7 protein-coding genes and 1 tRNA gene are annotated in these 8,994 nt (G+C 43.6%); 3 read left to right on the forward strand and 5 right to left on the reverse strand.

All coding sequences use genetic code 11. The features are described from left to right. Both PSE7429_RS24695 and remA read right to left on the reverse strand, forming a co-directional pair. Positions 1 to 158: helix-turn-helix domain-containing protein (locus PSE7429_RS24695; protein WP_148285838.1), on the reverse strand; the 158-nt coding region annotated here is incomplete at its 3' end. 222 nt (positions 159 to 380) lie between these two features. Then, positions 381 to 641 (reverse strand): extracellular matrix/biofilm regulator RemA, encoded by a 261-nt coding sequence (gene remA / locus PSE7429_RS19555; RefSeq protein ID WP_009629073.1) that lies wholly within the window; start codon positions 639 to 641, stop codon positions 381 to 383. A gap of 1,403 nt (positions 642 to 2,044) precedes the next feature. Here remA and trxB point away from each other — a divergent pair. Then, entirely contained in the window at positions 2,045 to 3,010 is a 966-nt protein-coding gene (gene trxB, locus PSE7429_RS19565) for a thioredoxin-disulfide reductase (RefSeq protein WP_009629075.1), read from the forward strand. Between the two features lie 149 nt (positions 3,011 to 3,159). Here the strand turns inward: trxB and trpB are convergent, their stop codons facing one another. The 3 genes from trpB to PSE7429_RS19580 form a co-directional block, all read right to left on the reverse strand. Further along, positions 3,160 to 4,392: a tryptophan synthase subunit beta gene (gene trpB / locus PSE7429_RS19570; protein ID WP_009629076.1), complete on the reverse strand. Its 1,233-nt coding sequence runs from the start codon at positions 4,390 to 4,392 to the stop codon at positions 3,160 to 3,162. 102 nt (positions 4,393 to 4,494) lie between these two features. Further along, positions 4,495 to 5,577 (reverse strand): chorismate synthase, encoded by a 1,083-nt coding sequence (aroC, locus tag PSE7429_RS19575; RefSeq protein WP_009629077.1) that lies wholly within the window; start codon positions 5,575 to 5,577, stop codon positions 4,495 to 4,497. A 452-nt stretch (positions 5,578 to 6,029) separates the two neighbouring features. Further along, positions 6,030 to 6,103 (reverse strand) — tRNA-Arg (locus PSE7429_RS19580). A 426-nt stretch (positions 6,104 to 6,529) separates the two neighbouring features. Between PSE7429_RS19580 and PSE7429_RS19585 the strand changes: the two genes are divergently transcribed. Both PSE7429_RS19585 and PSE7429_RS19590 read left to right on the forward strand, forming a co-directional pair. Further along, positions 6,530 to 7,489, forward strand: a complete 960-nt coding sequence (locus PSE7429_RS19585) for a branched-chain amino acid ABC transporter permease (RefSeq protein WP_009629078.1) — start codon at positions 6,530 to 6,532, stop codon at positions 7,487 to 7,489. Positions 7,490 to 7,737: 248 nt separating this feature from the next. Then, positions 7,738 to 8,904 (forward strand): pyridoxal phosphate-dependent aminotransferase, encoded by a 1,167-nt coding sequence (locus tag PSE7429_RS19590; protein WP_009629080.1) that lies wholly within the window; start codon positions 7,738 to 7,740, stop codon positions 8,902 to 8,904. Positions 8,905 to 8,994: the final 90 nt, after the last annotated feature.

The raw sequence follows: 8,994 nt of genomic DNA on the forward strand, positions 1-8,994 counted from the left end.
CAGAGTATCCAACTCGACTCTTGGCGTTCATACCATGCTTCTGTCCTTGCGGCTAAGGCACGGTTATAGACTAATCGAGCGCAACCCATCGTTCTTCTAAGCAAGGTTTCTTGCTCAGGAGTTGGATAGAATCGGTACTTGAAAGCTTTTTGAGCCATGCTTACATTATAGCATTTATTGTGTAAAGTATCTAGTTTAATATAAAGCCGTGCTAGTAGCACGGGGTTTTTAACCCAGTTTTCCGATAAATTGGTAAATAAAACTGATAGTGATTTGTAGTGATTTGTAAGGTCGTCAAATCCAAATCATATTGAGAATTATTACATTTAAAAATCCTTGACGAGCAAGGATTTCTAAATTGATTTAAATTTAATTTAAATTTAATCCGTAGCCCCTTCTTTACTGATGACAAAACGATTAGCAACAGTTTCAGGTTGAATAGCAGATAGAACCACATGACTAGAATCGGTGACAATAACGGCTCTTGTCCTTCTACCATAGGTGGCATCGACCAACTTACCATGTTCGCGAGCATCGCTAATAATGCGTTTGATAGGGGCAGATTCGGGACTAACGATCGCCACAACTCGGTTTGCGGACACGATATTACCAAAGCCGATATTGATGAGCTTGATATCCATAGTTTTATCGACCTAGAAATCGATTTAGAGGTAATGTAGCTTCATTTTTCTAAGTATTCTCCCATTATCATACAAAAAATCTTTCGTGACGATATATTTTGTCATATATAGCAGTCCTAAATCATTTATGAAATCATTTATGAGAGAAATATGGCTTCGACTTCGCTCAACTATCGGTATACTTTGGCTGAGCGCAGTCGAAATCTCTCACACATTTAGGATTACTATTAGCAATCCTAAATGTGTTGTCTATTTTTGAGTTTATGGAAGCGTAACCCTTTGAGATGTTCTTCCATAAAGCATTCATAAATCACTTAAGATGGCGATCGCCATAGCAATTAGGAAGATATACTCACGTACTTCTTTTTCAAATTGGTAGTGATTAGGAAGATATACTCAATAAGTTTTTCTAAATTAATAGCCATTAGGAAAATATACTCACAGATTTTTTCTGGATGAGTAGTAATTAGGAAGATATACTCATTAATCTGTGTTTATATCCAGCATGAAACATAATAATTTTCTTAAGTATAACGATATGTCAGACAAATGGAAAAAATTAGTTAGAATTAATCAATTAATTTCTCAAAAAATCAACTATAGCTATAAAGGACTTGCGATTTAATGAAGTATCAAATATAAAACCAGAATCGGTGGCGCGGCTCCGCCGCGCCACCGATTCTGGTAAATCTGGATTGGCATCTTATTTTCTCGCAAGTCCCTAAGTACCTCAGCATAATTAAAATCTAGATCTAAAAACTGCGGCACAGGCTGGGCGTGTGCCGCAGTTTTTGGGGTTTTATATTTAATTAAGCTCACTTACTTATGCTATTAATTTCCTATTAAGTTTAGATATCACACCGATCAAATTTTAATAATGACTACAATTAAAAAGAGACTTCGATCTATTCGATCTAAAGGAATACAAACTTATTAATTAATTATTTATTTATTAATTATTTAGTATTTAGAGTCACTATAGTCCAGAGGATATTTTCTTAAGTTTAGTATCAAAAATTATTAACGGATGATCAATTTACATTAGACTCAAAATCCCAAGTATTTTGTATTTACAAATAGTTAAGTGGGGCATACTACAGCAATTTACCAAATCAAAAATCTTGGTTCTGATTACTCCCTTCCCAGTGAAAAATTAGACGTTGCGGCGCGAAGCGCCGCAACGCTAATTATTGGTTTTGTATGTCTATTTCTTTGGTGGGAAGGGAGTACCATATAAAGATCAGCAAGTAGTTCAGCATAATTAAAAAACAGAAACTAGAGATTAACACCCGCTACGCGGGCGATACTCTCTTCTCGGTTTTAAGTTTACTTATGCTTAGCTAGTTAATCAGAATTAATGATAATGACTAATGGAAGTTTCATAATTTAGAGGCAAAGTAATAATGAAGTCTGATGCGATCGCAAATTCCCCAATCAGAAACTTAGTGATTATTGGTTCAGGACCCGCAGGGCATACAGCGGCTATTTATGCGGGACGCGCCAACTTGAATCCACTGGTATTTGAGGGATTTCAAAAGGGGGGGATTCCTGGTGGACAATTGATGACGACAACGGAAGTCGAAAACTTTCCTGGATTTCCAAATGGCGTTATGGGCGCGCAATTGATGCATGACATGAGGGAGCAAGCCTTAAATTGCGGGGCAGAAATGATTATGGAGGATGTCGTCGCTATCGATCTGAGCGATCGCCCTTTTACAATTACCTCCACATCGCATCAAGTACAAGCCCATAGCCTGATCATCGCCACAGGTGCGACCGCGAAACGCCTCCATTTACCCAGTGAGGCGCAATTTTGGAATCGGGGCATCTCTGCTTGTGCAGTTTGTGACGGAGCCGCTCCCATATTTCGGGGGGTAGAACTTGCTGTAGTTGGGGGCGGTGATACGGCGGCTGAGGAGGCAATTTTCTTAACAAAATACGGATCTAAGGTGCATTTACTCGTACGAGGGGATCATATGAGAGCGAGTAAAATCATGCAGGAGCGCGTTTTCGCTCACCCCAAAATAGTCATCCATTGGCATTCTCTCCCTCTGGATGTGTATGGAGAAGAAATCGTTAAAGGAGTGAAGATCGTGGATACGCATACTCGCGAAGAGCGAGATTTAGCTGTGGGCGGACTGTTTTATGCGATCGGGCATACCCCTAATACCGATTTATTTGCGGGACAGATCGAACTCGATCCAACTGGCTACATTATTACTAAAGGGAAATCAACTGCCACAAATATCGCAGGGGTCTATGCCTGTGGCGATGTCCAAGATCACGAATATCGCCAAGCAATCACCGCCGCTGGCACAGGCTGTATGGCTGCTTTAGAAGCAGAGCGATGGCTTTCCGCTCAAGCATAAGAGAAGTGGGCTGTGCTTTGCACAGCCCACTTCTCTTTTTGGGATATAGCTATAGGTAATACCAATTCACGAAAGCCTAAACCCAGAAGAGCATACCGCCCGCTGCGCGGGCAGTATGCTCTTCTGGGTTTTAACTTAGTAATTTTTTATTAGAGATGTAAATGTTGAATCACGGTATTTACATCTTTATCACCACGACCAGAACAATTAATAATAATGCGTTGATCGGGCGTTAATTGTGGACAGAGGGTTTCCAAATAGGCGATCGCATGGGATGTTTCCAAGGCAGGAATAATCCCTTCTAAGCGAGAAAGACGCTGAAATGCATCAAGAGCCTCTTGATCGGTAACGCTATAGTATTCTGCCCGACCTAAATCTTTAAGGTAGCTATGTTCTGGTCCAACTCCTGGATAATCCAAACCAGCGCTAATGGAATGAGCTTCCTGTACCTGTCCCTGTTCATCTTGGAGTAGATAGCTCATTGCCCCATGCAGGACACCAACACGTCCAAGGGTCAAGGTTGCCGCATGGAATTCGGTATTCGTTCCCTTACCTGCTGCCTCTACACCGATCAAGCGGACGGAAGGCTCATCCACAAATTCATTGAATAGTCCCATTGCATTGGAACCACCACCAACACAGGCTAATAAAATATCTGGCAACCCACCCCATTTCTCTTGGCTTTGACGACGGCTTTCTTTCCCAATTACCGCATGAAAATCTCGCACGATCATCGGATAGGGATGGGGGCCAGCTACGGAACCAAGAATATAGTGGGTATCGACCACATTTGTTACCCAGTCACGAATTGCTTCGGAGGTGGCATCCTTGAGAGTTCCAGTACCCGCCTCAACGGGGCGCACTTCCGCACCCATCAATTTCATCCGAAATACATTGAGGGACTGGCGCTCCATATCCTGAACGCCCATGTAAATAACACAATCCAAACCAAATCGAGCGCAAACCGTTGCCGTTGCCACACCATGCTGACCCGCACCTGTTTCGGCAATGACCCGTTTTTTGCCCATACGGATAGCGAGGAGTACCTGTGCTAACGCATTATTAATCTTATGAGCACCAGTATGGTTGAGATCTTCGCGCTTGAGGTAAATCTGAGCCGTCCCATAATGTTGTGTCAATCTCTCCGCAAAGTACAGGGGACTGGGTCTCCCCACGTAGTCCCGCAAGTAGCCATCGAGTTCGTTGTTAAAGTCTGGATCGTTTTTGTAATGATAAAAAGCAGTCTCTAGCTCAGTAAGAGCGCTCATGAGAGTCTCAGGAACATATTTGCCCCCAAAGATCCCAAAGCGTCCCAACGCATCAGGGCGATTTATGAGTTTTGGTTGTACTGTTGTTTTTGGAGCGATCGGCGTTGTGGTCATTGCGGTGAGTTGACTGATGAGTTAGATGAGTTAGCTACTATTAAAACTTGGTTGGTGCGTTTGTGGCGCTGTACTTTAGGATAACAAAATGATTAGAAGGATTTAGAGAGAAATTGTTTTTTGCGTGAGATAGCGATCGCATAATACTAGAGCCACCATCGCCTCGACCATCGGTACAGCTCTTGGCAATACACAGGGATCGTGGCGACCTCGACCCGTGAGGGTGGTTTCTTCCCCTGACACTGACACTGTTTTTTGCTCTAGTAAAATCGTGGCGGTTGGTTTAAAGGCAACACGCAGAATAATATTTTCACCATTGGAAATCCCGCCTTGAATGCCACCCGAATTATTAGTACGCGTACGCAAGCGATCGCCTTCCATATAAAACTCATCGTTATGTTCGCGCCCAGTTAAGCAAACGCCATCAAAACCCGATCCAATTTCAAAACCCTTACTTGCTGGCAGGGACATTACCGCCTTGGCAAGATCTGCTTCTAACTTATCAAATACGGGATCGCCCAAACCGATCGGGACATTTCGCGCCACACATTCCACAATGCCACCCACCGAATTACCCTCACGACGGATTTTGTCGATAAAGTCGATCATTTTTGCTGCCATTTCTGGATCGGGACAGCGCAAAATATTGCTTTCCACCTGTTCCATCGTGACCGTATTTGGATCGATATGGGGTACGACCAAATCCTTGACCTGTTTGACATAGGCAATAATTTCTACCCCTGCGACCTGTTTGAGAATCTTTTTGGCGATCGCCCCTGCGGCGACCCTGCCAATAGTTTCCCTTGCCGAAGACCGACCGCCACCCTGCCAATTACGAATGCCATATTTTGCTTGATAGGTGGCATCGGCATGGGATGGGCGAAATTTTTCTGCCATTTCTGAATAGTCTTGACTACGGGCATCTTTGTTTTGCACCAAGATCGTAATGGGCGTGCCCAGAGTTTTGCCCTCAAATACACCAGAGAGGATCTGAGCGCGATCGTCTTCGCGGCGCGGCGTAACAATTTTACTCTGTCCTGGTTTGCGGCGATCGAGGTCTACTTGAATATCAGCTTCGCTCAGCTCTAACTGTGGCGGGCATCCATCGACGATCGCCCCCACGCCCCCACCGTGAGATTCCCCAAATGTCGTGACGCGAAACAAATGCCCGAATGTACTACCCATGTTTAAATATTGAATCCTAAAAATAAATCCTAGCGAATATGCAATGACCAAAAATTGACCGTCAAATGGTCATCAAATAGCCATCAAATGACCATCACTTATTTTATAGTAACTGCCCTGTAATACCAATTCACAAAAGCGTGACAACACTTTTGTAAATTAAATTTGTAAATTAAAAAGCCAAAAGGTGAATGGTGACAATCTCATCTTTTGGCTTTTATAGCTACAGGTACTTGTCTTGGGACAACTCAAAAGCCAAGAATCGATGGGCGGCGCGTAGCACCGCCCATCGATTCTTGGCTCTTAATTCCCAAAATGGCGTTACCATTTTGGGAATCTCAAAACCTTACTGGGTTTGTTTTTTAATTCACTGAAGTGAGCCAACACTTCAGTGAATTAGTATTAGTACAGAAGGGAGCCTTCATGATATGAAGGCTCCCTTCTGATATGAACAGGCTAGGGGGGACTCTAACCCACGACCGATCGCTTAGAAGGCGATTGCTCTATACAACTGAGCTACTAGCCCAAACAATTTCACGGCTTATTATCTTACACTAAAAGTTAAGGTTTTTGCAATTGGTCGAACCAATCTCAGCAATTCTCATTATCTTAATTGCGCCTAGCTACTTATCCCAAAGCTCAAAATGGCTACGCCATTTTGAGCTTTGAAAATCCTTACTGGGTTTGGTTTTTAATTCACGAAAGTGTTGTCACACTTTCGTGAATTGGTATAAGTAGCTGGGCATAAAAAACACGATATGCGTGGTGGTGCGCCGCCGCTCATATCTACTTATACCAAAGCTGAAAATGGCATAGCCATTTTCAGCTTTGGTATAAAGGGCATGAATACTTGAGCGTAGGAGCGCAAATTGCGATAAAACAAGAATTGCTATATTTTTGCGGTACTTTAGGGATAGCAAAATTAGCCTTTAAAACAATTCAAATCTGAATGATGACTGAATTTCTAAATACCTATGGCTTTTTGCTTGTATCGGCAGTCTTTGGCGCAATTTTAGGAATTTCCGTTTATTTACCCCTAATGGCTGGGCAATTGTCCCTCGCGACTCCAGGATTCTATGCTTTAGGGGGCTATATTGCGGCGATCGCTTCTACCAAAATTTTAACAACGACAGGATCTTTGTCAGTGGTATGGGTATTGCTGGAAATGCTGGCGGCAGGTTTGATATCGGGGATCCTCGCGGTTATGCTGGGCATTCCCGTGTTGCGTCTTAGGGGTATTTATTTGGCGATCGCCACAATTGCCTTTGTCGAGATTTTGCGAGTGGTTGCCCTAAATCTCGATATTACGGGCGGTGCAGTCGGCATTTTTGGCATTCCTCAACCGTTTCAGTCACCCTTAGAATATCTCTGGATTGCTCTGCCCCTATTGGGATTAAGTATGGCTTTTATGTATCGGCTCGAAAAAATTCGGGTAGGTCGAGCTTTGATTGCTATTCGTGAAGATGAACTAGCTGCTGATTCGATGGGGATAAATCCTACCTATTACAAGGTTTTAGCCTTTACTTTAGCGGCAAGCCTCGCGGGGATGGTGGGAGCGGTCAGCGCTCATTTTTTGAATACATGGAATGCAAGACAGGGAACCTTTGATGCCAGTATTATTTTCTTAGCTTTTGTCCTTATTGGTGGTTCGCGCACATTTTGGGGACCTGTGGTCGGTGGTATTGTGCTGACGGCTTTGCCTGAAGCTTTACGTGGAGTTGCGGGGATTTCTAATGTGCCTCCATGGCTAGCGCAATTTCTTAAGGATGGACGGTTGATCATTTTTGGCGTTTTGATCGTGATCGGTACCATCTTTTATCCTCAGGGGATCGTTACGCCAGAGTTTTTAGGTTGGGTCAAGCAAATCCCGCAAAAATTAGTCAAGCAGTTCGCGCGATCGCCAAAATTATAGGTAAAAAACAAAAAGCCCCAAAGATGGTTGCCGCACGGAGTGCGGCAACCCTCTTTGGGGCTTTATATCCTGATACAGTTGATGGCAGCTATATTTTTATGGATTTTTATGGGCAAACCCAAGTATGCCAAGAGAGCTTTTATTTGATCGTAAATCTTAAATTGTTAAAAATCTATCAAACTCTGGCAAGTATGCTTTGATACAATGCGAAGCTATCCCGTAAAGATGCCTCCGCTCCTCCAGAAAAAATGCAACTGGCAAAAAGACTTCGTAATATTCAGCCTTCCTTAACTCTAGCGATCGACGCAAAAGCTAAGGCAATGAAGGCTAGTGGAATTGATGTTTGTAGCTTTAGTGCTGGCGAACCAGACTTTGATACGCCCGACCATATCAAAGCTGCTGCTAAGCTCGCCCTCGATCAAGGTAAGACTCGCTACACTGCCGCCGCTGGCATCCCTGAGCTTAAACAAGCGATCGCTGCCAAGCTTTTACGCGACAATCAATTAACTTATAAGCCCGAGCAGATCATCGTCACCAATGGCGGCAAGCATTCGCTGTACAACCTGATGATGGCTATCCTTGACGAGGAAGATGAAGTAATTATTCCCGTGCCCTTTTGGGTGAGCTATCCCGAAATGGCAAAGCTTGCCGAGGCGACACCAGTATTTGTGATTACGACTGAAGAAACTGGATATAAAATTACGCCAGAACAATTGGAAGCGGCAATCAATCCTAAAACTAAGTTGTTTGTGCTCAATTCGCCTTCTAACCCCACAGGGATGGTTTATTCTCCTGCGGAAATTCATGCCCTAGCTGAGGTTTTGGAGCGGCATCCCCATGTTTATATCGTGTCGGATGAGATTTACGAAAAGATTCTCTACGATGGTGCATCTCATATCAGCATCGCTTCGGTAAGTCCAGCCATGTACGATCGCACCTTAATTAGTAGTGGGTTTGCCAAGGCTTACTCGATGACTGGTTGGCGCGTTGGTTATTTAGCAGGAGCACCCGATATCATTAAAGCGGCTACGATCATTCAAGGACATAGCACCTCGAATATCTGCACCTTTGCTCAATATGGTGCGGTGATTGCCCTCAATGATTCCCAAGAATGCGTAGAAACGATGCGAAAAGCCTTCGCCGAACGCCGCGATGTGATGTACGACCTGTTGACTTCTATTCCAGGAATTACTTGTCCAAAACCCGATGGCGCTTTTTATCTATTCCCCAGCATCAAATCCTTTGGAATGCCGTCCCTAGATTTCTGTGACAAACTTCTAGAGGAATTTCAAGTTGCGGTGATTCCAGGAATTGCCTTCGGTCTAGATCATTGTATTCGTCTGTCCTATGCGACCAATTTAGAAACAATCCGCGAAGGCTGCGATCGCATTCGTCAGTTTGCGGCAAAACTCTAAAACTTTAAGTCTATTATTTTAAGCCAATTATATAGCTGTCACCATTCATATAAAACCCAAAAGAGAGATGCGGCGCGAAGCGCCGCATCT

It is taken from the genome of Pseudanabaena biceps PCC 7429 (assembly GCF_000332215.1).
In the GTDB taxonomy this organism is placed as follows: domain Bacteria; phylum Cyanobacteriota; class Cyanobacteriia; order Pseudanabaenales; family Pseudanabaenaceae; genus Pseudanabaena; species Pseudanabaena biceps.